Source organism: Actinomyces bovis (genome assembly GCF_900444995.1).
Classification (GTDB): Bacteria; Actinomycetota; Actinomycetes; order Actinomycetales; family Actinomycetaceae; genus Actinomyces; species Actinomyces bovis.
Window position 1 is genome coordinate 144,975 of sequence record NZ_UAPQ01000007.1, and the last position, 22,273, is coordinate 167,247.

Sequence of the window (22,273 nt, forward strand, 5' to 3'; positions counted from 1 at the left end):
CGCGCTCCGGGGCGCGCTGACGGCTCAGCGCATTGCAGGCCCAAGTAACTCCGGGCAGAGCGGCCTGGCGCTACGGCGTCGATCAGACCGTGACGCCAATGAGGTGGCCGATACCCCAGGTGACGCCCATGGCTAGAGCACCACCAACCACAACCCGCAAGATGGCCGGTCGCGCGGGGGCGTCACCAAGTTTGGCGGAGACGCCGCCGGTCAGGGCTAGGCCCACCAGGACAGCCACGAAGGTCAAGGGGATGGCGATGCTAGCGGGCGGCAGGAGGATGGCCAGCAAAGGCAGCATGGAGCCAGCGACAAAGGCCACAGCGCTAGACATGGCCGCATGCCAGGGGTTGGTGTACTCGTCCTCGCGCATTCCTAGTTCAGCTTCCAGGTGCGCGGCCACCGCGTTGTGAGCGGTGAGTTCAAGGGCCACCTGGCGGGCAGTGTTGGGGGCTAGGCCCTTGTTGCGGTAGTGGGAGGCGAGCTCGTCGACGCCGCCGTCGGGGTCCTCGGAGAGGGTCCGCCGGTAGCGGGCGACGACGGCGCGCTCCGTGTCCGACTGGGTGGAGACGGAGACGTACTCGCCAGCGGCCATGGAGACGGCGCCCGCCAGGATGCCTGCGATGCCCGCAGTAAGGATCACGCCGGTGGCGTTGGGGTTGGCGGCAGCCACACCGATAACCAGGCCAGCGACGGAGACAATGCCGTCGTTAGCGCCGAGCACACCGGCGCGCAGCCAGTTGAGGCGGGAGGCCAGGTCCGAGGAGTCTGTCTTGGTCTCCAGCGCGGCAGACAGGCCTGCGACGGAGTTCAGGCGGCGGCCAGTGGGGCAGTTGGCGGCGGAGTCGGAGGCCTTGAGGCCCGCCTTGGTGAGGGCTGGGGTAGGCGGAAGCGGGGCATAGTTGCGTGCATCGACGACAGGGATTGCCGGGCTGGCAACTGGGCGCTCAGTAGAGGTCATGCCACAACGGTAAAGGCAATTAATGACGCTGTATAGCAAAGTCAGTCTTACCTCAGGCAGGTACGGCTGACCTATATTGCCGCTGTAGCGATGAGGCGCTAGCGCGGTGGGTTGGTGCGGCGGTTAAGCGCTGGTCCTTGAGTGGCTGTGGCTGGAGGTGGCCTGTGGCGGGTCGCCGCGGGCAGGCCGAGCGTGGGCGGGGCGCGGCGGGCAGGCCAAGCGTGGGCGTGCCCGGCGCTGACCTGTCAGGTTCGCCCGGCGCGGAGACAAGCTCCCTGGGGAGGCTGCCGCCATAACCAGCCCGTAGGCTGTCACCGCACCCCCAACCTCCCACCATGTAGGAGAGCTCTCATGGCCAGCAAGATTCCCTTCATCATCGGGCTTGGCGCCGGTTATGTCCTGGGCACCCGCGCCGGACGCGCTCAGTACGAGCGCATCAAATCCGCCGCAGCCCACGTCGCCGAGAGCCCCGCCGTCCGCAACCGCATGGACGCCGCCCAGGCCAAGGTCTCAGAGGCCGTCCGGCGGCAGGGGGAAGCCGTCACTGACAAGGTAGCCGACGCCGTCAAGGAGCGCCTCTTCGGCCCCCGCAACGAACCCACCCCGGCACCCAGCAAGAGCGGCGCCGTAGACGCGGGCGAAGGCACCCTGCGTCCCCTGCGCTGACCAGGGGCCAGTAGCCGGTCGGTGATCCTGGGCCGTTACCTGGCGCTTTGGCTAGCCTACTGCCCTAGAGCTGGCTTGCGTTGACTGAGCCCCTCACGCAAAAACGCCACTGCCGCATCCGGCTCGCCACAGCCCGCCCCAGCGAAATAACCGGCCTCGGTCGGAGCTTTTAGCCCTCGCTTACCTGGCCTTCAGCGTCACCAGCGTCGCGGCCCAGCCCAGTTCTCTCCGCTCCCATTCCGTCCAGCTCAGAGCCCTCCAGCACCGTGCGCTCCACGGCACCCCGGCGTCGGCGTCGCAATACCCCCAGGCGCGCGGGCCCCACGGCTTCTGCCACCTGCCGCTCCATGCGCCGCCGCTCCCGATCCGAGACCACCGGCAGCTTCCAGGAGCGCCAGTAGGCCAGCAGGCATAGGCCGGCCCCCACACAGGTGGCGGCCAGCAGAGCGAGGTCAGAGTTGCCACCCGAGCGCACCAGAATCACCTGGACCAGGGCCGCACAAAAGGCCGGAATGGCGTAAAGCTTATTGCCGCCGAACACCGCCGGGGTCTCCCCCACCGCTACATCGCGGATCATTGAGCCACCCACCGCGGTAATGCAGCCCAGCAACAGTGCGGGCATCACTCCCAGCCCAGCATTCAAGGCCTTGTAGGCACCGGTGGCCGCCCAGGTGCCCAGCACGATGGCGTCGGCTACTACCAACAGGCGGCGGGCGGGCCGCGATTCAAAGCGTGCATACCAGGCCACTAGCGCACCCACGCAGGCGGTGTACAGGTAGTACGGGTCGGTCAGGGCGAAGGGCGGACCGGCCTGGATCATGACGTCGCGCAGGATGCCGCCGGCGGTGGCGGTAAGGATCGCCAGCACCACGAAGCCCACCACATCAAAGTTCTTACGGCGGGCGATCAGGCCCCCCAAAATCCCATTGAGTAACACCCCGGACAGGTCAACAACGCGAAAGACCTCCGGCAGTGTCTCGGGGAGCGTCACAGTCGGTCTCCTCTGTGGGGTGGGCGGGGCATGCCTGGCACAAATTGCAGCACTTTGAAGTTTACGCAAACCCAGCCCGCCAACGAATCCCCGTAATTCCAACGATCGTTTTCTGACGGCAGGCGCCACTCGCCTCAAAGTGCTGCATTTCGGGACACTTTGCATGAGAATCGCCCGGTGACTTCGCCCCGCTACGCACCCCCAAAGGACCTATCCGCCTATGCGTGGCTGTCCATCGGGGCGGCGGTGGCCACAATCAGCCTCAAGGGCGTGGCTGCCTGGATGACCGGCTCAGTCGGACTGCTCTCGGATGCCGCCGAGTCCCTGGTGAACCTGGTTGCAGCGGTGGTGGCCCTAGTAGTGCTGCGCATTTCGATCCGCCCAGCAGATGAGGACCACCAGTTCGGCCATTCCAAGGCCGAGTACTTCTCGGCTGTCACCGAGGGCGTAATGATCTTCGTGGCGGCAGCCTTCATTGTCTTGGCCGCCGTGCAGCGGATCATCACCCCGTCCATGCCGGAGCAGTTGGGCGTTGGTCTGCTGATCTCGGTGGTGGCCTCAGTGATCAACGCTTGGGTGGCTTGGGTGCTGTACCGCAAGGGCTCACAGGAAGGCTCAACCACCCTGGTGGCGGATGCTAAGCACCTGGCCACCGACGTTTTGACTTCTATTGCGGTGCTGGCGGGGGTGGCACTGGTGGCGGTGTTCCGCTCACCAGTGTTGGATGCGGTGGTAGCCCTAGCAGCTGGCCTGAACATTATGTGGGTGGGTTTCACTCTGATCCGCGACTCGGTGGGTGGCCTCATGGATATCGCGCCCTCACATGAGGCGCTGGCGCGCATCCGCTCGGTGCTCTCCCGCCACCAAGAGGAGGGGGTCACAGATTTCCACGCAGTGCGAGTGCGGGAGGCGGGCAACCGCCGTTTCGCGGAGCTACATGTGTTGGTGCCGGGCCACTGGAGCGTTAAGCGTGGCCATGACTACACCGAGGCACTCATCGATGAATTAGTGGCGGTAGACCCCGACCTGCGGGTTTCCGCGCATCTGGAGCCTATTGAGGACCCCAAGAGTTACGAAGACCAGGTGGACGTCTAGCGTCCCCGATAGCGCTCATCAGCACCGCTGCTCACCGCTGCTGCTTGTTTCAGACCCCCGGCGCCAGGCCCTCGCGAAGGGCCAGGCGTTGCAGTGGCCCTTCGATTGCCAGCAGGGCGGCAGGATCACCGTCTTGCACCACGGTTCCACCGTCTAGGACCACTACGTGGTCGGCACTTTCGATCCACTGCAGCCGATGAGTGATTTCAACGACGGTGGCGCCGCGCGCGGCAGCCCAGGTACGCAGGTTTTCGCGTAACCGTGCCTCCAGGTGTGGGTCCAGGTGAGAGGTGAACTCATCTAGGACTAGGGCGCTAGGCTCGGCGAGCAGGGCGCGAGCCAGGGCTAGGCGCTGGCGTTGACCGCCTGATAGTGACCGTCCGTGCTCGCCCACGGCGGTGGCGTATCCAGAAGGCATGGCTGTGATGTCCTCATGGATGCAGGCGATACGGCAGGCCTCCTGGATCTCAGCGTCGCTGGCTCCGGGCGCTGCCAGACGAAGATTCCCCGTGATGCTGGCGCGGAAAAGGTGAGCGCGTTGGGGCACCATTTGGACCTCTCGACGCAGGGAGTCACCGGTGAGCTGGCGCAGGTCATACCCATCAACACAGATAGTGCCAGTGGTGGGGTCATCGAAGCGCAGAGCCAACTGAGCCAGGGTGGTTTTGCCGGAGCCGGAGACCCCCACCAGGCTGGTCCACTGCCCGGCACCGGCAGTCAGGCTGACGCCACGTAGCACCGGCTTTATGCTGCCGGGATAGGTGTAGGTAATTTCCTGCCAGTTGAGTTCCGGTCCTAGTGGGCGCGCGGAAGCGTCACCTGTATCGCGCGGCCGCAGCTCCACATTGCCGTCCGCTACTTCCACCGGCCCATGCACGACGGCGTAGACTCGCTCGGCTGCAGCGAAGGAGTGGTTTAGGTAGGAGGAGAACTCCTCCACGCCGCGTACACACTCAGTCAGTCGCACCACTGCTGCAATCGCAGCAGCTAGCGAGGCTAATTCCACATTTCCGGTCGCCACCTGTGGCCCGCCGACGGCGAGCATGGCTACTGGACCGGCCAAAACCATGAGAGCGGTGACCCCGCGGCGTAGGGAAGCGGAAATAGTGGCGGGGCGGAGGGCGATGGCGATGTTGCGGTCCAGCCCAGCGGTTTCAGCCAGGCGCTCAGCGGTGCGGCCGTAGCCGACCACCTCGTTCATGCCCTGGATCGTGTCGGTGACGTGGCTGGTCAGGGCTGCTCGCGCAAGGGTTGTGCCACGCGAGGAGGCCAGAGCATTGCGCCAACCAAGCAAAGGTGCCATGAGCAACGCCGCGAGCAGGAAGGGCAGGGCCACGCCTGCTACGGCCCAAGACGTCGCCCAGCCGATCACAGCGAGCACGGTGGTGGGTACCACCAGGGCGGATACTAGGGGGGCGAAAGTGTGGGCAAAGACCACTTCAATGCGGTCCACATCCTTAGTGGCACAGGTCAGCAGGTCACCGGAGCGGGAGGTTGCCATCACCTTGGGGGCACGCGGAATGAGGGCGCGGAAGATCTCCCCGCGCAGCAGTTCCAAGGCTTTGAAGGCCACTAGATGGCCGAGGAAATGTTCGCCGTAGCGCAGGATCGCTTTAAGCAGGCTCAGGCCCGCCATCACTGCCACCACGCGCCAGGGTGAAGGCGTTGGGCTACCTGCAGCCACTCCCGTGGCGGTGGCAACGACGGCGTAGGCCCCCAAGGCGTACAGGACTACTCCGGTCAATAGGTCGCCTATGCGGCAGATAGTCGAGGCGGCCAGGGGTGCGAGCACTGGGCGGCTGGTGCGCAGCAGCCAGGTGAGGAGTTCCCGGCGGGGCGGCGGTGCATCCGGTGCAGCAGGGACAGCCGGGGCAGCAGCCTCAGCTGAAGGCTGCGGATTAAGTGCAGAGGCGTGGTTCTGCTGGTTCATCTCAGGCCACCTCCTGCACATGCCCGTCCGCAACCTGCAGCACTCGATCAGCGGCGTCGACCGCACCCTGCCGGTGGGAAACCGTGAGCACCGTGCGTCCCACAGCGAGCCGCTCGATAGCTTGGAGGATCAGCGCTTCCCCGGCGAGGTCCACTTGGCTCGTGGGCTCGTCCAGCAGCAGTAGGGGGCGGTTGGCTAGGAAGGCGCGAGCCAGAGAGACGCGCTGCGCCTGCCCACCGGATAGTCCCAGGCCTTGCTCCCCTACCAGAGTGTCTAAGCCGTCAGGCATTTGCCGGACCTCCTGGGCCAGGTTGGCTTCCTGGAGGGCCTGCCACATTTGCGCGGTGGTGGCTTGCGGGTCGGCCAGGCGTAGGTTGTCGGCGATCGTGCCGCAGAACAGCCAGGTGCTCTGGGAGACGACGGCGCTAGCGGCGCGTATGGCATCTTGATTGGCCGCATTCAGGGTGACCCCGCCTACCTGCACGGTTCCGGCAGCAGGGAGCAGATCTCCTGTAGCCAAGGACAGAAGGGTGGACTTTCCTGCGCCGGAGGGGCCGGTCAAAGCAATCCTTTCGCCTTGAGTCACTTGTAGGTTCACGCCCGTCAGCACGGGGCGCTCCGGTTCCCAAGCGGCGGTGACGCCAGACATGCTGAAGGCAGGAGCGGCGGGCGCAGCAGCAGGGCGTGGGGCCGTGGACTCGTCTACACCGGCGGCACCAGAGTCGGCGGAATAATCGATCACCTGCTCATTGGCGTTAGCAGTGGAGGAACTGTTCTCCCGGTTACCTACGGCGTCGTCAACAGGGGCGGCAGCTCCCGGACGCCGAGTGGCCAGGATGCGGCAGATAGCGCGCTGATTGGCCACTCCACCCATGCCGACGTAGAAAAAAGCGCCCAGCCGGTCCAGGGGTTCGAGCAGCACGAAAGAGCTTAGGGAGAGAGCCAGTGCCCCGCCCAGATCAATCGCTCCGGAACTCAGGCGGACCAAGGCCAAGACGGCGGTGGCAGCGATGAAGAACAGGGAGAACAAGGAGTCGGTCAGGAAAATGATGCGCTGGTTTCCGGCCAGCATCCGCATGATTGCCTGGCGGTTGGCTTCCCCGGCGTGGCGTAAGTCAGTGGCGGCACGCTCGGCGGCGCGTATGAGGGTCAAGGTAGTTAGGCCTTGGATGGCGTCCAGGTAGGCCCCGGCCAGACGCATTCGCTCGCGTCGAGAGCCCGCTGAGGAACGGCGCGAGTGTTTGAGGAAAAAGCCGATGGCGGCTGGCACCGTCACGATCCCAGCAAACAGGATCAGGGCGGAGAGCAGATCTACGGTGACAGCAAGCAGCAGCAGTACCAAGACTGGGGTGAGCACGGAGGCGACGGCGGGTGCCAGGAAAGTCTGGCGGTAAGTGCTTACACGCTCGGCACCGTCGGTGAGCAGGGAGGTGGTGGAGCCTGTGCGTAGGTGGGCGGCGCGGGCTGGGCCCAGTTCTAGCAGGTGGGCTAAGGCGCGACGGCGTAGCTGGCCTTCTTCACGGATGGCGGAGCTGCGGGAAACAAGCTCCACAGCTACTTGGCAGGCAGCAGCCAGCAGGGCAGCGAAGGCGGCCTGCAGGAGGTAGGAGTTGAAGGTTGCGGGTAATGGCAAGCTGGCCAGGACAGATGTGGGAGCTGAGGAGAGCGTGGGCGCTAGGGATCCCAGGCCGCGCCCCAGGCTGACGAGGGTCCAGACCTGAGCCAGTGAACTAAGTGCCCCCAGGGTGAAGGAGAGGATATTGGCAATTCGTCCCGCAGGGGTGTCCACCTGGATCTTGGGTTGGGGTTGCACAGGCGCAGCAGGTCCGGACTGAGGGGAGGCAGGAGTGTGCTCACTGTGTTCTGTGGCGAGGGCCTGTGGGGTCATCTTGTCCCAGTCTGTGTCGTCCAGTGTCGTCAGTGGCGACCGTGGTTCAGCCACACAGCCAAACAACTTAGGTGCACCTTAGTTTACGGTCTCGACACTAGCGAACTGACACTGATTCGCAAAACTCGGTTATGCACCGCAGGCTACTTACTGACTACCGGACACTTACGTGATTCACTAAGCCCATGTCTGCCATGCGAATGGCTGGGGCAACGTCGCCCGGCCGGGACCACTCTCACCCCCGCCAGTACCAGCCTGCCAAGGGCACGCATGTGCGCGTTGAGATCTGTGTGGAGTCATTGGCGGGGGTGCGTTCCGCTGCCCGCGCTGGCGCCGACCGCGCTGAGCTCTGCGACAACCTGGCGGTAGGCGGCACGACGCCGTCGATTGGTGCGGTTGAGGCTGCTGTGCTGGCTGCCGCCGAGCAGGTGGAGGCGCGACGGCTGGCCCTGGGCCCAGCCTGGTCTGCTCTCCCTGAGGCGGCGCCTTTTGGCGTGCAGGTGATGATTCGTCCGCGCGGTGGCGACTTTGTCTTTGACCAGGACGAGCGCCACGCCATGATGGCGGATGTGCGTCGCATCGCGCGCCTGTCTGACGAGCTGGCTGACTACACCCGCCCGGTGCCCACCTCCGCTGCCGGACGGGACCTGCCGCCCGCGGTGGAGCTCGGCTTCGTAATTGGGGCGCTAACTCCTGAGGGCAAGGTGGATCGGGGCTTGGTGCGGCTGCTGGCTGACACTGCCGACGGCGCTCCCGTCACTTTCCACAAGGCCATTGACTGTGTCCCTGATATTGAGGCCGCCTACCGGAGCCTGCTGGGCTTGGGGGTGCACCGGGTGCTGACCTCCGGAGGCATTGCCGCTAAGGAAAATGCTTTAAGGGGTGCCAAGTCCTTGGCGCGTCTGGTGGAGCTCTCGCGCAGCGACGCCGGACCGGGCGTGATCGTGGCTGGCGGTGTGCGCACGGAGAACGCTGCTGAGCTCATTGCCACCACTGGCACGGATGAGATTCACCTGCGCTGTCCCCTGCCAAACCTGCCTCATGACGTGCCACAGGCAACTGACGAGGACGAGGTTCACCGCATCGCCAAACTGGTGCAAGCCATCAAGCGCTGACGACGACGCCCCGCGCTTGGCGGAGCAGGTGTGGGTGGGGGCGCCCGCAGGCGTGGCGGGCTTGGCGGGAGCGCCGCGAGCAACGAGCGGTGCGGATGGTAGCCAAGGGCGCCCCCACCCGCCCGTGCTCATTCCCCGCGCTCACACCCCGTGCGCTGCACGCACCACGCGCGTCGCCGCCACCAGGTTGCGCAGGCTCGCCTCGGTTTCCGCATAGGCGCGTGTCTTCAGGCCACAGTCCGGGTTAGCCCACAGCTGCCCCATCCCCAGGGCTCGGGCGGCGCGCTCCAGCAGCTCAGTGCACTCCTCCACAGAGGGCACGCGCGGAGAGTGAATATCCCACACTCCCGGACCCAACTGGCGCTCAAAGCCGTGTTCAGCCACCGCGGGGAGAATGTCCATGCGGGACCGGGAGGCCTCAACGGAGGTGACGTCAGCGTCCAGGTGGTCTACGGCGTCGATCACCACATCGAACTCGGAGTAGCACAGATGCGTGTGAATCTGGGTGGCGGGCTTCGCCGAGCCGGTGGCCAGGCGGAAAGAGCCAACGGACCACTTTAGATATTCGGGCCGGTCTGCCAGGCGCAGCGGCAGGGTTTCGCGGATGGCGGGCTCATCCACTTGGATCACGGGAATCCCGGCCTGTTCCAGGTCTGCCACTTCTGCGCGCAGGGCTAGGCCAAGCTCGTCAGCTACCAGAGCGCGGGGCACGTCGTCGCGCACATAGGACCAGGCCATGATGGTGACCGGCCCGGTGAGCATGCCTTTCATGGGTTTGTCGGTGAGCGACTGCGCGTAGGCGCTCCATTCCACGGTCATGGGGGCGGGGCGGGTGATGTCTCCCCACAGGATGGAGGGGCGGGTGCAGCGTGAGCCGTAGGACTGCACCCAGCCGTGTTCGGTGGTGGCGCAGCCGTCGAGCAGTTCGGCGAAGTACTGCACCATGTCGTTGCGCTCGGCCTCACCGTGGACTAGCACGTCTAGGCCGATTTCTTCTTGGAGGCGCACCACACCGGCGATTTCCTCGCGCATGGCCTGTTTGTATCCGGCGTCGTCTAGTTCGCCTTGGCGGTGGGCGGCGCGGGCTTTGCGGATTTCAGCGGTTTGGGGGAAGGAGCCGATGGTGGTGGTGGGCAGGATGGGCAGGCTTAGGCGCGCATCCTGGGCGGCTTTGCGCTCGGCGTAGGGGGCACGGCTGCGGTCGGCGTCGGTGATGGCGGCGACGGCGGCCCGTATCTCGGGGCGGTTCACGCCGGGGTGGGTGGCGCGCTCGGCGCGCAGGCGGGCGTCTAGTTCCAGCTCAGCGGCGACGGCGTCGCGCCCTTGCTGTAGGGCGGTGGCGAGTATGCGCACTTCAGCGACCTTCTGGTCGGCGAAGGCCAGCCAGGAGCGGATGTCTTCCGGAATGCTGGTTTCGCGGGCGGCGTCGTGGGGGACGTGCTGCAGGGAGGTGGAGGTGGCGACCACGAGTTTGGCCTCTGAGGGCAGGGCACTGCGCAGCGCCTCCAGGGTGTCCAGGGCGGCGGCCAGGTCGCAGCGCCAGATATTGCGGCCGGAGACGACCCCGGCCACGAGGGTGCGGCCTCCTAGGAGCGCTAGGTCGTCGGTGTGGGGTATTGCCCCGGCCACTAGGTCAATGCCGATGGCTTCCACCTCGGTGTGAGCTAGGACGGGCAGAGCGTCGCCGAGGCTGCCGTATCCGGAGGCCACGAGCACTTGGGGGCGTTCGGCGATGGCGGCGATCCAGGTGTAGGCGCGGCGCACGGCGGCCAACACCTCGTGGCGGGGCACGTCCCAGGCGTCTGAGACCAGGGCGGGCTCGTCGAGTTGGACCCAGGGGGCGTCGGCGGCCCATAGGTCGGCCAGGAGGTGCCCGTAGGCGTGGAGGATGTCGTCTAGGCGGTCTAGGGGGTGGAAGTTCGCGGGGGCGCCGTCGGCGGCTTTGGCCAACAGCAGGTAGCTGACGGGGCCGACGACGACGGGCCGTGGCGCTTCTTCACCGTTGTTGGTGGCCTCAAGGTACTGGGCGGTGGGGCCGTCGGTGGGGTCTACGGCGCCGAAGCCAGGTACGTAGTCAAAGTTGGTGTCCTCGCTGACTTCGGGGACCAGGTAGTGGTAGTTGGAGTCGAGCCATTTGGTCATTTCCATGGCGGCTTTGTCTGCTTCGCCGCGGGCGGCAGTGAAGAAGCCGGGCAGGTTAGTGCCGGGGTGGCCGGTGGCGGCAGTGCCGCGCAGTTCGGTGAAGCGTTCAGGTAGGGCGCCGAAGGCGCTGGTGACCTGGAGGACTTGGTCGTAGTAGGTGAAGTCGGCGGGGACGGCAGCGGCGCCGGTTAGGCCGAGTTCGCGCAGGTGCGCGCGGGTGCTTTGGCGCAGTTGGGCGGCGGTGGCGCGCAGGCTGGTCTCGTCCAGAGTGCCTTTCCAGTAGGCCTCGACGGCGCGTTTGAGTTCGCGGTCGGCGCCGATGCGCGGGTAGCCGAGGATGGTGGCTGCGGGCAGCGGCTGGTTGGGGATGGTGGGCGCGCCGGTCGGGGCGGTCGGTGCGCTGGGGTCGGTGGTGGTCGGGGTGGAACCGGTCATGGTGTTGCTCTCTTAGTTGCGGGTTGGAGTCTGTGGCTTGGGGCGGCGGCCCACCGTGGTGGGGGCCGCCTACCGCATTCGGCGGTCTCCGCCGGGGGTGGCGTTGAGGTAGGCGTGGACGACTTCGCGGCGGGTGCGCGGGTCGGGTGGGTTACCGCCCAAGATGCCTCCCACCCGCAGTTGGCTGATGAGGTCGATCGTGGGGCGGGCTCGGTTGAAGGTGTACAGGTGCAGGCCGGGGGCGCCGCCGGCAATGAGGTCGGTGGCTAGCTGGAGGGTGGCGTCGATGCCGCGGGAGAACTGGGCGGCGCTGCGCCCACCGGCTAGGGCTTGGTGTAGGTGGTTGGGCACGTTTACGCCGGTGAGGGACTCTAGGCGGGTCAGGCGTCCCAGGTCGGTCAGGGGCATGAGGCCGGGCAGGATCGGCAGGGTGACGCCGGAGTAGGTGCAGGCGCGGGTGAGGGCCAGGTAGTCGTCGGCTTCGTAGAAGACTTGGGTGATGGCTAGGTCTGCTCCGGCGGCTTGTTTGGCGCTCAGGACTTCTACTTCTTGGCCGTGGTCTACGGCGGCGGGGTAGGTGGCGACGGCGATCTGCACGTGCTGGGCGCCGTCGTCAAAGTATTCGGCCTCGACTTCTCGGATGACGGCAACTAGCTCGTGGGCGTAGCGGAGTTCACCGGAGAGTTCATCCACGCAGTGGCCGGGAGGTGGGTCGCCGCGCAGGGCCAGGAAGCGGCGCACCCCCAGGTCCAGGAAGCAGTTCACAATGCCGACCACGTCCCGTTTGGTGTATCCGATGCAGGTCAGGTGTGCCATCAGGGGCACTCGGGTGGTGGCGATGACGTGCGCAATGACGTCTTCAGATGGGTTGCGTTGGGGGAGCACACTGATTGGACCGGCTGGCTGGGTGGGGGTGGGCTCACCGATGGCGAATGTGGGGCGGTAGGTGACGGAGACGAAGTCCGGGACCATACCCAGTAGGCGGTCTAGGGCGCCCCAGGTTTGAGAGGCGAGGCGTCCGGGGCGTGGTGGGAACAGCTCCATGGACAGGGTGGGGGTGGAGCCGGATGGATTTACGGTTTGGGTAGCCTCAGTCATTTGCTCTCCATCGGTCCTGGCTGAAGCACCCGCCTTGAAGGGGTTGCTGCGGCGTCGTGGAGCCAGGTCTCTCAGCCGCTCTGGATGGACTGGTTGGGACGATAACGGCACTTTTGGTCCCCGTGCAAGCCTTGTCCACAAGGTGGCGCCGGGGTGCTGCCGGTTGTCACGCTGCCAGCGCAACGGGTCGCACCGGCGGCTGGGGCTGGTCTGCCTTACTTTGGAGGCATGCCTGAAGTCCGTATCGACACCCCCCGCGGCATTACCCTTGCCGCCACATTGGAGCTGCCGGAAGGCGCTGAGCCGCTCTCCCCTGAGGCCTTGGAGGGGAACGCTGTGCTGGTGCGGGAGGCCGGGCAGGATGCTGCCCGGGACTTGGGCGTGGTGATTTTGGCGCATGACTTTTTGGCGGACCGGCACGGTTTGGCTGGGCGTTTGGACCATGTGGGGGCGGCCTACCGGGAGGCGGGTTTGGCCACTTTGGCTTTTGATTTCTCTGGCCTGGGAGCTTCTGAGGATGATGTGATCACTTTGGCCGGTGAGGTGGAGGACTTGCGGGCCGTGTCTGGTTGGTTGGCGGAGCGGGGCTTTACGCGCCAGGGTGTGCACGCGAATGGTTTTGGGGCGACGGCGGCGCTGCTGGCCCGCCCTGAGTTGGTGCGCACGGCGGTGGCGGTGGGCATGATTATTGGGCCGCAGTCGATTTTGTGGGAGGAGGTCTTCTCCCCTGAGCAGCTTGATGAGTTGGATCAGCATGGGCTGACGCGCGTGCCGGATGACAATGCCAATGGGCGCCAGTGGGATGTGCTGAGCAAGGAGACTCTGGTGGATGTGTCGATGCAGGATCCGCAGAAGGTGTTGGCGGAGGTGGCGTGGCCGGTGCTGCTGTTGCATGGGGCTTTGGCTAATGAGTTTCCGGGCACGGCGGAGGCGGCGGCGCAGGGTTTCCAGCTGTTGCCGCAGGGTTCTCGGCTGGCGCAGGTGCAGGCTGATGATTGTGAGCAGACCTTGGCGGAGGTGGCGCGGCTCGGGGTGGATTGGATGCGCCAGTATTTGGGTTGAGTGTGGCTGCGGGCTGACCGTTGTGTCGGTTTAGGTCTGGGCTTTGGTGCGGGCGCTGCTTCAACTGGTGGGTTCTAGGTCCACCATGACGGCGCGGTGGTCGGAGCCTGGTAGGTCCATGATGCTTCCGGCGCGGGCCCGCCAGCTGGCCTGGTCTATCAGTACGTGGTCGATGCTCGCGCCCAGCAGTTGGGTGTGCGATGACGTCGGCCAGGTGGCTAGGCCACCGATTCCGGCCTGCACTCCGGCGTCGGCACATGCACCCAGTTGGCGCAGGGGGCCGTTGTCCAGGGTGGCGTTTAGGTCTCCGGCCATGATCAGTCCGGCTGGCATGGTGCCTGCCTGGCATTGGGCGGCGACTTTGGTGAGTTGGTCTCTCCAGGGTGCCATGTAGTTGCCTACTGGTGGGAGGGTGTGCACGCCTAGGATGGTGGGGCGGAGTTTGCCGGTGACTGAGTCGCCGGTGGGGCTCAGCATGACGGCGCCGAAGCCTAGGTTGGCGGGGGCGGGCTTTTGTTCGTAGTTGCCGAGCGCTGCGGAGACTAGGACTGTGGTTTCTTCCGCGGTGCCGTGGTGCTTTTTCTTCTTGGCGCCTGCTTTGCTGGGGGTGGGTGTGGCGGTGGCTTCGGGGGTGGGTGTGGTTGTTGCCTCGGCGTCGGTGGGCTGCGCGGTGGTGGCGGTGAAGACGCTGAAGGCGTGGCCGTCTTCTTGGAGTAGCTCAGCGAGTTGCTGCCCGTATTCAGGGCCCGTTTCTAGCAGAACGATTACTTCTGGGGAGAGGTCGCGGATGGTTTGGGCCAGGGTGACGACTGAGGTGCCTTCGTAGAGGGTGTTGAAGCTCAGGACGGTGACGGTGCCGTCCCAGGCGGTGGGGTCGGCGACGGCGGAGGCTTTGGTTGGTTGTGAGCCGCTTAGGCCGCGTTGCGCTAGGACGACGCCGTGGCTGACAGCTACTAGCGCCAGCACGATTGCGAGGGTGAGGGTGCGGTGTCCGCCTTCTTTGCGGTAGAAGCGCACGGCGGCGGAGGTCAGGAGGATCAGGGCGATTACGCCGATGCCCACCAGTAAGCCGGATCGCAGTGCCAGCATTTGCGCGAATGGGTAGCTGGTGGAGAGGCGCAGGGATGGTGAAATTGGGGTTAGGAGGTCTGGCCACAGGCTTAGTACTCCAAGCGCGCTAAAGACGCCGACGATTGCCCATCCCAGGGCCCGGCGGATGCGCTTTATGGCTATGGGGCGGTGGGCTGGGTGGCTCACCGGCAGGCCGCTCGGGGAGGGTGGAAGACATAGGGCCAGTGTCACTGATTTACCGGGTGCGCGTGCGGAAACGGTGCAGGTGTAGTCAGGTGGCTGTGCCTGCGCGGCTAGAGGAGGTGATCGGTGCTCTGGGTTCTTGTGGTCATGTGGCGCCTGGGGTAGCGAGCGCGCTGGGCTGCCTCCTGCCCCACAGAGCTTGGATCTCCAACTGGTTCCACGCATTGCCGAGCCCTGCGTTTGTTTAGTGTTTAGGGCTTGGGCTTGGTGTGGGCTGATCAGGAATGTACTTGGTGGCATGAGCCAGAATGAGGGTGCGTAACTGGTTAATCACGTTATCTCTTTGATCAGTCGAATCCTCGTTAGTTAGGTCAGCGCAGGCCCGTACGGCATGAGTCTGATTAACCCAGTGCACACAAGGAACGCGGGTTGCAATATATAAGAAAGCCTCCGGGTGTCCCGGTATATCAGACTCGAACAAAATGCCACTGTCATTCGCGGCAATTTCCTTCAGCTTTTCGGTAGGCAGGTATAAGGCATCCATGTCATCACGTTCACGGAATTCCCACTCAATGCTAGTGGCCGGTGCGGACAAGTCATGAATTTGCCTGACGATCGTGCATGAGTACCAGCTTCCATGTATAAATGGCGGCCTGTGTTGTCTGGGTTGGTAGCCGACTATAGGAACCAGTTGGGTGGTGGGTAGGTGTCCGCAAAGGAACTCGGGCTCGGGGCGGGTGAGTTGGTACACCCGCCAACCCAAGAACGACGAAGTCGCAGTCAGAGCGATTACCAGCAGCACCAGCGCCCGCTGCCTGCCACTGCGAGCCCGCCACCAACCCCCCACAGCCACAACCCTACCCCCGGAAGCTTTCACAGGATTCCTCACAAGACCACCTCCCTAGTCACGTAATCCAATGCCAAGCCTTAGGCCTATTTAGGGCTTGGTGTGGGCTGGCTGGGAATGTACTTGGTGGCATGGGCCAGAATGAGGGTGCGTAACTGGTTAATCACGTTATCTCTTTGATCAGTCGAATCCTCGTTAGTTAGGTCAGCGCAGGCGCGCACAGAATGAGTCTGGTTAACCCAATACACACAGGGCACCCAATAGTCAGTGAATAAGAAAGCCTCCGGGTGTCCAGGTATCTCAGACTCAAACAAAACCCCACTGTCTTTATCGGCAATCTCCTTCAGCTTTTCAGTAGGCAGATATACGGCGGTCATGTCAGCGCGTTCACGGGATTGCCATAGCATGCTAGTGGCTGGTGCAGGCAAGTCAGGGTGTTGGCTGATGGCGTCACAGGAGTACCAGGTTCCCCTTTCAAAGGCCGGTCCGTCTTGCCTGGGTTGGTAGCCGACTATAGGAACCAGTTGGGTGGCGGGTAGGTGTCCGCAAAGGAACTCGGGCTCGGGGCGGGTGAGTTGGTATACCTGCCAACCCAAGAACGAGGAAGTAGCAGTCAAGGCGATTACCAGCAAGATCACGGCCCGCTGCCTACCACTGCGAGCCCGCCACCAACCACCCACAGCCATAACCCTGCTCCCAAATGACTTAACAGGAATCCACATAAAACCACCCCTAATCGCGTAATCCAATGCCGAGCCTTGGGCTTGTTTAGCGTTTAGGGCTTGGGCTTGGTGTGGGCTGATCAGGAATGTACTTGGTGGCATGAGCCAGAATGAGGGTACGTAACTGGTTAATCAAGTTCACCCTTTGGTCGGATGGAATCCCACTAGTCAAGCTGGCACAGGCCCGTACAGCATGAGTCTCATTAACCCAATACACACAAGGAACGAGAGTTTCGGCATACAAAAAAGCCTCAGGATGACCAGGAATTTCAGGCTCAAACAAAACATCGCGAGTCTCTGCGGCGATCTCCTTCAGCTTTTCGGTAGGCAGATATACGGCATCCATGTCATCACGCTCACGGAATTCCCATAGTATTCTGGTGGCCGGTGCAGGCAAGTCAGGGTTTTGCCTGGTAATCGCGCAAGTGTACCAAGTTCCATGTATAGAGGGAGGTCTATTTTGTCTGGGTTGGTAGCCGACTATAGGAACCAGTTGGGTGGTGGGTAGGTGTCCGCAAAGGAACTCGGGCTCGGGGCGGGTGAGTTGGTACACCCGCCAACCCAAGAACGACGAAGTAGCAGTCAGAGCGATTACCAGCAGAACCACCGCCCGCTGCCTATCAGTACAACCCCGCCACCAACCACCCAAAGCCATGATCCTACCTCTAAACACCTTCAGAGAAATCTGCATAAAACCACCCCTCCCGAGCAATACGCATGAGGCTCTGTGACCTCACTCCAATCCTTTTCCAATATCGTGGCCACGCTCGAACGCAGAAGAAAAATCAATCTCGTCGCGAGCCCATTCGGGCATGTTATTATCCTCAAGAAAGTCGTTGAGGTCATGTAAGTTTTCATAAAAAACTTCTTTGGAAGCCTTGGTTTTGCCTACCTTGAATTGGGAAGGATCTATTTGGCGCCCATTAAGCCAGGTAAATTTGTAAGAATGTCCATCCTCATCTTCGAAGGCGTTTTTTCCGAACATGTTCGGCTGCTGCGCTAAAGCATTGAAGGCGGTGATCTTGTTCTGGGCCCTTAGCGCCTCTCCCATATCGTCCAGACTTGTGTCGGTAGTGCGGGAAGTTGCCCAATCCTCACCGGCTTCAAGGAGGTGATCCTTCAAAATGGAATATACTTGTCCAGCTACCCTGCCTTGAGGTGAGGGGACAAACTTTAGTCCATCACTGAGCGCGTCGAAGAAAAGGCCGACAGAGGCATCATGTTCGTCAGATTCCAGATCTCGGGCCTTCTGAGCTGCGCCCATAATAAAACCCGCCAGTTGATTGTTCTGCTTAACGGCAGTGAGTACGTGGTCAATAGACGCCTTCTCAGTTGCAATCGTCTGGTCAGCAGATGATTTATCAGCTGCCACCGCTTCTGCGCGCAGTCTAGAGAAATCGCCCGCTGCAGCACCAAGAGCAGCTAATGCTGAGTCATCTTTGCTCACTTCCTGAAGCAGCTTGCGTACCTCAGCGTCATGAGTATCGCGCCATGAGGCTGGAAGGCTGGCATCAAAAGGGCCGCTCTTATTACCAGTCCGGTTCACCCGGGCACAATTATCCACATCGCCCATCGAGTTTCCGAACATAACAGATAGGTTACGTCTAGAGGCGCTATCCCAGTCTAGGTCCTCAAGCGGATGCTTTCCGGTGCCCGCCAGGGACTCAACAGCCAACTCGGTAAGTTGAGCGGCGCGCTCGTCAAGAGTGGTTCGAGGCTGAGTCGCACGCTTGACGGGATCGGCGCTAGTTGGAGTGCGGAAAGTGGAGACCCCGGCGATAGCAGCTGTCAAACCCTCCAAGCTGGCCTGATCCCAATGTCGCGACATAAGCCAATTATAACGGGATTCATCTATTTTGATGTCATTCTCGGTAGCATAGATACTAGTTGGTGAGGCCAGCAGATCGAGGGCGGCATGGGGATTTCGACCCATGGCAGTCAGTATACCGGTATAGGGGTCGAAGTCTCCGTAAGAAGTCCCAGGCGTATGACTGAGACTCGCCGTAAGCTGTTCCTTCCAGTGCGGATCACCTTTTTGTTCATCCAACCAAATACTGGACTCGATCGTGCCCAGAAAGTCCTTATGAAACACCCCACCAGCGCGAAGAGGCGTATCGCCCAGCCTAGCCGAGTTCTCAACCGAGTGGTTAGTTCCAGAAAGCAGCAGATTTAAGGCTAGCGAGCCATATACAGGCGCTTTTTCACTTACCGCCAAGGAGGCTAGATCCTTGGCGTACTGCTTGCTGTGAGAGGCATTCCATAACCCTGAGGTCGTTGCTGTACCTAATGTCACTGAGAGTGCAGACTGGGCTAGGGTGTACAGCCGGAACTGCTGCGCCTGCATTTCTTTTCTGTCTTGCGGTTCTATTCCCGCTCGAGCAGAAGGGCTTTGCGAATCTTGCCAAGCTTGCCTAATGATATAGGCGTATGTGGCCATGCCCTGGGGCCCTAGGGTGTCAGAGAAAACAGTGGCATAGACTGGGTTGTCTTTGTTTTTATGAACCGACCCGCTAGCCAGTTCTAGGGCCTCCTGGCCTTGGCTGTTGCGGGCCGACTCTGCGTCAGCCTTAGCTTGAGCTATAGCACCGCTGTTATAAGCCTTGACGTTGGCCAGGGTATCTGTGTTCTGCCAGTAAGTATCAATGTCCTGTGTGCCTTCGGGCGGGTCTGGTAGATAGTACCCCACGGTGCCATCACCAAACTTCCCCCCTGAGGTGCTGTAGTTGATAGCTTCTTGGCGACGCGTTGCCAGATCAGTGGCCAGACTGGTGATGGCCTGACTGCAGGCGTGCAGATTAGTCAGGTTGCTGGCGCTGAAACCCGTAGTTGCATAACTACTCAGCTCAGTAGCCTCACTGACCTCTGGCACTGGATCGTGATTGAGGTAGCTTGAGTTGTTGATGTTACGCCGGGCCGTTTCAAGGTCGGCAGCCCGATCATTCAGATTGTTAACTACCGTCTGCATCTTGTCAGTGTCGATCTTTATCAGCATCGCATACCAATCATAGGCTAAATAAATACGTACAGGTCAAAAACTAGAGACGGTCAACTCTCTTGGCAGTTGGGCCACTTTGCCTCACTGCTATCTGAGGGCACCTTTTCTTCGAGGTTATTAGCGGCATTAGTAAGCGTGGTGTGCATAGCACTGATGGCATTATCCGCATTCGTTAACGCAGTGCTTATCTGCGTGCGGTAGGTATCAGCCTTTGGGGAAGCCCAGACCTCCTGGGTCAACCCCTCGCTCATCTTGTCGCTATAAGAGCCATTATACCTCGATGCCGCCAAGTTGGTCTGACTGGTGGTTACTGTGCTGTCCACCGCCAAAATCGCAGTTCGCTTAGGGTTGTCCACCATGGTCTGAGCATCATCTTCTTGGTCAGCCATAGACTCCTCCATTCTCCAAGTTCTTGAATTAATTCATTATCTGAAAACAAGGTCTAGCAGGCAGCCGCGCCACCGACATCGCCCTTGATAGCCAAGCAAGTCCATAGCAAGAGGCGCGTCGACCATAGGTGTCTCCAGCTAAAAGGGCGGCATTGCCGAGTACAGGCTACCAAGAACATCGGGCTTTTGGGAGTCTTTGGCTACGCCTATAGCGACTCTAGGCAATCCGCTTGTATAGGCAACGATGGCTTCCGATCTAGCTATTCACGGAGCTGAGCTAGGGTCTTGCCAGTCTTTACGAGTTGTCGGCGGCACATATGCCCGCCTAGGGTGGTAGTGCACTCCCGCAGACAGGCGACTCTCGGCAGCCAGGCGATGCGCCTGCGCCTGTAATGACTTCCGCGCTTGAGAAGGCCCCGAGGTGCACCGTAGGTTCTCCGCGATATGGCATGAATCTTTCGGTGGAGGCTTGGCTTTGGGGCCTGCCGGTTGTGGCCGCGGTGTTTCTCGTAGTTGATCGTGCTCGTCATACCCGCCGAGCTGTGTCAGCGCTGGCGACTATAGCCCCCACAGCATCAGTCCAGGACGACCGCCTGAGCCTAGTGGCGTTGGCGAACTCGTTTATGAGAGGGAGCCTCTCACTCCAGGCTGTTGAAGAACGCCTCAGCGGCTGCATTGTCGAAGCACGACCCGACCCGGTCCATAGCCATGAACAGGCCACTGGATGCGACCGACGCGGGTGACCGGCTCCGGCCCTCGGGACCGCCAACAAGATAATAGTAACCTCGCTCTACTATACCTATAGCTTTCCACGGAATTCCCGGATCCTGCTGTTTCAGGCGCTCATAAACTCAGGATAGGCCTATTAGTTTGTTGGGATGTTGATGGTTTGGATTTCGGCTACGGGTAGGTTCATGGTGTTGGTGGTCTCGATGTTGTCCAGTTCGCCGCTGGAGCCGTCGTTGCTGGACCAGGACACTTTGTAGGAGATCCCGATCTTCAAAGGGGTGGTGCCGCCTAGGTGCGCGCTGGAGCGAGTGAAACGCACCGTGCAATCAGAGCCGCCCTCCACGCTGACTCCAGGCACCCAGGGGCTGCCCCACCCAGTGCAGGAGGAGGCTGCGTCTGGAGCGGACAGATGCAGGCCGCTGGCTGTTACTTGCACGCTGACGCTGGTTGAGCCCACTGAGGCGTTAACTGAAGCTGACCGCACGGTGGCTTCAGTGGCCCACACCCAGGTATCCAGGCCCACCACCGTGGCGCCGTTAGCGCCCAGCTTCGGGCTGGTGCTGACCTGCGGGGAGGGCATGTGCATGGCCCGGCGCACCGCCTGAGCCACCACCTTGCCGGGTAGTGGCGCTACTGGGGGAGTTTGACCTTCGGGCAAGAAACGATGAGTGCCACCAGCCTCAAAAGAACGCACATACGCCTGATACTCCTGCTCAGTGCCAGTGAAATACGTCTGCGAGCACATCGCGTGCCACCAATACCCGCCGGTGTCATCACGATGAGAGGCCCACCCCGCAAACACCTCATCAGTATCCGAACGAGTGGTGCCATCAGCATTCAAAGCGTCCAAAGCTCCAGACTCAATCCACTGAGCCATTTGCGCCCCATCAAAACCACGGTACCACCAACACACCGGATGCACATCCACCTCCTGAGAGCTAACACCCACCTGCCCCACCACCCCAGGAGACCCATCAACCACCACACCACCAACCGCAACCGCTACCGCGTCCTGCCCCCTGACAAACCCACCAGAAGAAGCCGTATCACCTTCTTCGTAGACTGCATGGGCGGGGGTTGACAGTCCGGGGAGTAATAAGGCGCCGGCTAAAATCATCCGTGCGGTCCACGGCCTGCTCAGTCCACGCAATCGTCTTTCCCCGCAATCTGGCCTTCAATGACCTGCCAGCCCGTCGCTGATCTCTTCAGCACATACACCTTGTGGAAGGCATGACGAGCGCTATCCTTCGTTACATCGGCCCCACCAGCATCCAGTAAGGATATTTGCCGCTGATCCTCACATACCTCCACGGTTGCCGTAATACCGTTAGAGCTATAAACCGACATGACCTTCGTAGAATCATGTCCATGGAGATGCCAGCCGTTGCTATCCAACCTGCTCTGGAACTCATCCGCCTTTTTAAGCATCTCGCCGCTGGTGCTGGCTAGGTACGGGCCACGGTCCTTAGACCTCCCCGAATTCAGCATCCAGGTCGCCTTCTGGTGTGTTATGTAGCTGCGTGCTACTTGTTGTGAGGTGGCATCCAGGCCCTGGGGCACAGCCGTTACTTGGAAGCCATTGTCCAAGTCCGACAAACCCTCAGCCGTAAAAGGCGCCTCACCAGCCGAGGCGGAGGCTGCAGGTGAGGCACTAGCCGAAGCCGAGGCTGTAGCCGATGCGCTGGGCTGGGCAGTGTAGGGCGGCACACTGGAGCCGGCCGCAGGCTCCTTGGCCCCACACCCCGCAGCCGAAACAGCACAGGCGCACAAACCCACCAACCCACAAACCACACCACGCACACGAGAAGAACGCATCAAAGCAAACCCCAACGCAAAACAACCAGGAACTCACCCAGGCTAACAACCCACCCGCCCCGACACCACCCCCCTGCCTGCGCCCGCAGACCCTAAGCCCGCAAGAATCCATGCGGCCGGCACTGCGGCCCACCCAACAGCC

At 62.3% G+C, this 22,273-nt stretch carries 18 protein-coding genes and 1 riboswitch; of the genes, 4 read left to right on the plus strand and 14 right to left on the minus strand.

From position 1 onward, the window contains the following. Nucleotides 1-82 precede the first annotated feature (82 nt). A complete protein-coding gene (locus DR039_RS06260) occupies nucleotides 83-958 on the minus strand; it encodes a VIT1/CCC1 transporter family protein (RefSeq protein ID WP_111836550.1) in 876 nt (291 codons plus the stop codon). A gap of 351 nt (nucleotides 959-1,309) precedes the next feature. On the opposite strand from DR039_RS06260, the gene DR039_RS06265 reads away from it, so the two are divergent. Beyond that, the gene (locus DR039_RS06265; RefSeq protein WP_111836551.1) at nucleotides 1,310-1,624 is read left to right on the plus strand and encodes a YtxH domain-containing protein; all 315 of its coding nucleotides are present in this window, start codon (nucleotides 1,310-1,312) and stop codon (nucleotides 1,622-1,624) included. 169 nt (nucleotides 1,625-1,793) lie between these two features. Here the strand turns inward: DR039_RS06265 and DR039_RS06270 are convergent, their stop codons facing one another. Further along, nucleotides 1,794-2,615 (minus strand): trimeric intracellular cation channel family protein, encoded by an 822-nt coding sequence (locus tag DR039_RS06270; RefSeq protein ID WP_229116850.1) that lies wholly within the window; start codon nucleotides 2,613-2,615, stop codon nucleotides 1,794-1,796. 177 nt (nucleotides 2,616-2,792) lie between these two features. Between DR039_RS06270 and DR039_RS06275 the strand changes: the two genes are divergently transcribed. Then, nucleotides 2,793-3,710: a cation diffusion facilitator family transporter gene (locus DR039_RS06275; protein ID WP_111836553.1), complete on the plus strand. Its 918-nt coding sequence runs from the start codon at nucleotides 2,793-2,795 to the stop codon at nucleotides 3,708-3,710. Between the two features lie 49 nt (nucleotides 3,711-3,759). Here DR039_RS06275 and cydC read toward each other — a convergent pair whose 3' ends face one another. Beyond that, nucleotides 3,760-5,640 (minus strand): thiol reductant ABC exporter subunit CydC, encoded by a 1,881-nt coding sequence (cydC, locus tag DR039_RS06280; RefSeq protein WP_111836554.1) that lies wholly within the window; start codon nucleotides 5,638-5,640, stop codon nucleotides 3,760-3,762. A 1-nt stretch (nucleotide 5,641) separates the two neighbouring features. Next, nucleotides 5,642-7,582 (minus strand): ABC transporter ATP-binding protein/permease, encoded by a 1,941-nt coding sequence (locus DR039_RS06285; protein WP_229116851.1) that lies wholly within the window; start codon nucleotides 7,580-7,582, stop codon nucleotides 5,642-5,644. A 131-nt stretch (nucleotides 7,583-7,713) separates the two neighbouring features. Between DR039_RS06285 and DR039_RS06290 the strand changes: the two genes are divergently transcribed. Continuing rightward, nucleotides 7,714-8,643: a copper homeostasis protein CutC gene (locus DR039_RS06290; protein ID WP_229116852.1), complete on the plus strand. Its 930-nt coding sequence runs from the start codon at nucleotides 7,714-7,716 to the stop codon at nucleotides 8,641-8,643. Here DR039_RS06290 and DR039_RS11255 read toward each other — a convergent pair. The 3 genes from DR039_RS11255 to DR039_RS06300 form a co-directional block, all read right to left on the minus strand. After that, complete coding sequence (locus tag DR039_RS11255) at nucleotides 8,633-8,788, minus strand: hypothetical protein (RefSeq protein ID WP_170166924.1); 156 nt, start codon at nucleotides 8,786-8,788, stop codon at nucleotides 8,633-8,635. The two genes, DR039_RS06290 and DR039_RS11255, sit on opposite strands and share 11 nt — an antisense overlap. Beyond that, complete coding sequence (gene metE / locus DR039_RS06295) at nucleotides 8,785-11,220, minus strand: 5-methyltetrahydropteroyltriglutamate--homocysteine S-methyltransferase (RefSeq protein ID WP_111836556.1); 2,436 nt, start codon at nucleotides 11,218-11,220, stop codon at nucleotides 8,785-8,787. Before metE ends, DR039_RS11255 begins: the two co-directional genes overlap by 4 nt. 69 nt (nucleotides 11,221-11,289) lie before the next feature. Continuing rightward, a complete protein-coding gene (locus DR039_RS06300; RefSeq protein WP_111836557.1) occupies nucleotides 11,290-12,318 on the minus strand; it encodes a methylenetetrahydrofolate reductase in 1,029 nt (342 codons plus the stop codon). A gap of 4 nt (nucleotides 12,319-12,322) precedes the next feature. Further along, nucleotides 12,323-12,409: riboswitch (SAM riboswitch) on the minus strand. Nucleotides 12,410-12,546: 137 nt separating this feature from the next. Between DR039_RS06300 and DR039_RS06305 the strand changes: the two genes are divergently transcribed. After that, nucleotides 12,547-13,380, plus strand: coding sequence for an alpha/beta hydrolase family protein (locus tag DR039_RS06305; RefSeq protein ID WP_111836677.1), 834 nt, complete (start codon nucleotides 12,547-12,549; stop codon nucleotides 13,378-13,380). Nucleotides 13,381-13,440: 60 nt separating this feature from the next. Here DR039_RS06305 and DR039_RS11260 read toward each other — a convergent pair whose 3' ends face one another. The 7 genes from DR039_RS11260 to DR039_RS06340 all read right to left on the minus strand — a co-directional run bounded on the left by DR039_RS11260 (nucleotide 13,441) and on the right by DR039_RS06340 (nucleotide 21,903). Continuing rightward, nucleotides 13,441-14,637 carry an endonuclease/exonuclease/phosphatase family protein gene (locus DR039_RS11260; protein ID WP_170166925.1) on the minus strand — a complete coding sequence of 399 codons (1,197 nt, stop codon included), beginning with the start codon at nucleotides 14,635-14,637 and terminating at the stop codon, nucleotides 13,441-13,443. A gap of 930 nt (nucleotides 14,638-15,567) precedes the next feature. After that, nucleotides 15,568-16,203 carry a hypothetical protein gene (locus DR039_RS06315; RefSeq protein WP_126622349.1) on the minus strand — a complete coding sequence of 212 codons (636 nt, stop codon included), beginning with the start codon at nucleotides 16,201-16,203 and terminating at the stop codon, nucleotides 15,568-15,570. Nucleotides 16,204-16,249: 46 nt separating this feature from the next. Next, a complete protein-coding gene (locus tag DR039_RS11090) occupies nucleotides 16,250-16,549 on the minus strand; it encodes a hypothetical protein (RefSeq protein ID WP_126622351.1) in 300 nt (99 codons plus the stop codon). 387 nt (nucleotides 16,550-16,936) lie between these two features. Next, nucleotides 16,937-19,195 carry a DUF6571 family protein gene (locus DR039_RS06325; RefSeq protein WP_111836561.1) on the minus strand — a complete coding sequence of 753 codons (2,259 nt, stop codon included), beginning with the start codon at nucleotides 19,193-19,195 and terminating at the stop codon, nucleotides 16,937-16,939. Between the two features lie 53 nt (nucleotides 19,196-19,248). Further along, the gene (locus DR039_RS06330) at nucleotides 19,249-19,587 is read right to left on the minus strand and encodes a hypothetical protein (RefSeq protein WP_111836562.1); all 339 of its coding nucleotides are present in this window, start codon (nucleotides 19,585-19,587) and stop codon (nucleotides 19,249-19,251) included. Nucleotides 19,588-20,452: 865 nt separating this feature from the next. Next, the gene (locus DR039_RS06335; RefSeq protein WP_126622353.1) at nucleotides 20,453-21,298 is read right to left on the minus strand and encodes a hypothetical protein; all 846 of its coding nucleotides are present in this window, start codon (nucleotides 21,296-21,298) and stop codon (nucleotides 20,453-20,455) included. Between the two features lie 155 nt (nucleotides 21,299-21,453). Beyond that, nucleotides 21,454-21,903 carry a hypothetical protein gene (locus DR039_RS06340; protein WP_126622355.1) on the minus strand — a complete coding sequence of 150 codons (450 nt, stop codon included), beginning with the start codon at nucleotides 21,901-21,903 and terminating at the stop codon, nucleotides 21,454-21,456. Nucleotides 21,904-22,273: the final 370 nt, after the last annotated feature.

Excerpts from the sequence above, each read along its gene's own strand:
- DR039_RS06315 (WP_126622349.1), bottom strand. The coding sequence starts at position 16,203 with ATGTGGATTCCTGTTAAGTCATTTGGGAGCAGGGTTATGGCTGTGGGT.
- DR039_RS06300 (WP_111836557.1), bottom strand. The coding sequence starts at position 12,318 with ATGACTGAGGCTACCCAAACCGTAAATCCATCCGGCTCCACCCCCACC.
- DR039_RS06305 (WP_111836677.1), top strand. The coding sequence starts at position 12,547 with ATGCCTGAAGTCCGTATCGACACCCCCCGCGGCATTACCCTTGCCGCC.
- DR039_RS06265 (WP_111836551.1), top strand. The coding sequence starts at position 1,310 with ATGGCCAGCAAGATTCCCTTCATCATCGGGCTTGGCGCCGGTTATGTC.
- cydC (WP_111836554.1), bottom strand. The coding sequence starts at position 5,640 with ATGAACCAGCAGAACCACGCCTCTGCACTTAATCCGCAGCCTTCAGCT.
- metE (WP_111836556.1), bottom strand. The coding sequence starts at position 11,220 with ATGACCGGTTCCACCCCGACCACCACCGACCCCAGCGCACCGACCGCC.
- DR039_RS06260 (WP_111836550.1), bottom strand. The coding sequence starts at position 958 with ATGACCTCTACTGAGCGCCCAGTTGCCAGCCCGGCAATCCCTGTCGTC.
- DR039_RS11090 (WP_126622351.1), bottom strand. The coding sequence starts at position 16,549 with ATGGATGCCGTATATCTGCCTACCGAAAAGCTGAAGGAGATCGCCGCA.
- DR039_RS06330 (WP_111836562.1), bottom strand. The coding sequence starts at position 19,587 with ATGGCTGACCAAGAAGATGATGCTCAGACCATGGTGGACAACCCTAAG.
- DR039_RS06325 (WP_111836561.1), bottom strand. The coding sequence starts at position 19,195 with ATGCTGATAAAGATCGACACTGACAAGATGCAGACGGTAGTTAACAAT.
- DR039_RS06290 (WP_229116852.1), top strand. The coding sequence starts at position 7,714 with ATGTCTGCCATGCGAATGGCTGGGGCAACGTCGCCCGGCCGGGACCAC.